Source organism: Komagataeibacter kakiaceti JCM 25156 (assembly GCF_000613305.1).
The window spans coordinates 1-1704 of record NZ_BAIO01000495.1 but is presented as its reverse complement, the minus strand read 5'-3'; the positions used below and the strand labels follow the sequence as shown (position 1 = coordinate 1704).

Below are 1704 nucleotides of genomic sequence, written 5' to 3'. Positions count from 1 at the left end.
CTGCACCGGCAGGCGCAGCGCAGATCCGCGCGCGAGGACGGCGCGGGCACCCGGGCCAGCGCCTCGGTCAGGGTCGGCCCCTTGTACCATGCCATCCGGTCCGAACGGCTGGCGATGTTGTCGCCCTCACGCGCGGAAGCGGGGACGAACAGCGTCGGCTCAATTTCAAGCTGGCGCAGCAGTTCGGTCACTTCGCGCTCGGCGGTTTCGATCTTGTGCTGGTCGTAGTCGAGGATATCGACCTTGTTCATCAGCACGATCACATGGCGGATACCGATCAGGCGCAGCAGCATGGCGTGGCGGCGGGTCTGTTCCTGCGCGCCTTCATTGGCGTCGATCACCAGCACGGCGGCCTCGGCGTCGGCCGCGCCGGTGATCATGTTGCGCAGGAACTGCCGGTGGCCCGGCGCATCCACGATCACGAACTGCCGGTCGCCCAGACGGAAGGGAATGCGGGTGGAATCAACCGTAACACCCTGATCACGCTCGATCTGGAGGCTGTCGAGCAGGAAGCTCCATTCAACCGTCAGGCCGCGCTTCTTGCTGGATTCGATAATCTGCGCGACGCGCCCTTCGGGCAGGCTGTCCGTATCATACAGCAGGCGTCCGATCAGCGTGGACTTGCCATGGTCGACATGGCCCACGATCACGATGGGGGTCGCGGCTTCCTGCGGGGCAGGGATCGTTTTACTCATTGTATTGTAACTCCGTCCTGTCCGCTCAGAGATAGCCAGCCACGCGCAGGCGCTCGAACGCATCCTCGGATTCATGGTCCATGGCGCGACCGGCGCGCTCGGACGTGCGGGATGTTTCCAGTTCCGCGATCACTTCCGCCACCGTTACGGCGTTGCTCTCGACCGGGCTGGTGATGTCCTGATCGCCCAGCGAGCGGTAACGCTTGCCGTCCTTGGCGAAATACAGGTCAACCAGCGGGATGTTCTCACGCTCGATATAGCGCCAGATGTCGATCTCGCGCCATGAAAGCAGCGGGTGGACACGCACATGCATCCCGGCTTCATGCGGGGTGGCGTACTGGTCCCAGAATTCGGGGGGCTGGTTGCGCACGTCCCATTTATGGCCCGAGCCACGGGGGCTGAACACGCGCTCCTTGGCGCGGGTGGCCTGTTCGTCGCGGCGGATCCCGGCGATCACGCCCGCCAGCTTGTACTTGTCGATCATCGCGGCAAGCCCCGCGGTCTTGCGCGCGGCGGAACGTGCGGCGGGCGGCAGGGTGGGGTCGATGTCCTCGACCGGCGGGCAGTCGCCCAGCAGCAGCTCGAGATCCCATTTCTTGGTATATTCATCGCGGAATTTGTACATTTCCGGGAATTTCTTGCCGGTATCCACATGCATGACCGGGAACGGGACGCGGCCAAGGAAGGCCTTGCGCGCCAGCCAGATCATGACATTGGAATCCTTGCCCAGCGACCACAGCATCGCCAGCGGCTTCAGCTTCCGGTAGGCTTCACGCAGGATGAAGATACTCTGGGCCTCAAGTTGGTCGAGATCGTCCATGGAATTACAGACCTTCCATAACAGGAAAGAAAACAGGAAAAACACGCGGCCCGGCCCGGGCCGATGAAGGGGGTGAAACCGGTCTCAGCCTATCTCACGAACATGGATACCACATTCCGTCTTGGATTGCCCGGCCCAGCGTCCCTGACGCGGATCCTCGCCTTCGCCCACCGGGCGGGTGCACGGCGC

The 1704-nt window shown here is 63.3% G+C and carries 1 protein-coding gene and 2 pseudogenes; all 3 read right to left on the bottom strand.

Features of this window, described 5'->3' with window-relative positions; genetic code table 11:
• Nucleotides 1-695: pseudogene (locus tag JCM25156_RS15805) on the bottom strand (GTP-binding protein); the annotation flags it as partial.
• Nucleotides 696-720: 25 nt separating this feature from the next.
• Entirely contained in the window at nucleotides 721-1515 is a 795-nt protein-coding gene (cysD, locus tag JCM25156_RS15800; protein WP_025813855.1) for a sulfate adenylyltransferase subunit CysD, read from the bottom strand.
• 84 nt (nucleotides 1516-1599) lie between these two features.
• Nucleotides 1600-1704 (bottom strand): annotated as a pseudogene (locus tag JCM25156_RS31500) (phosphoadenylyl-sulfate reductase); the annotation flags it as partial.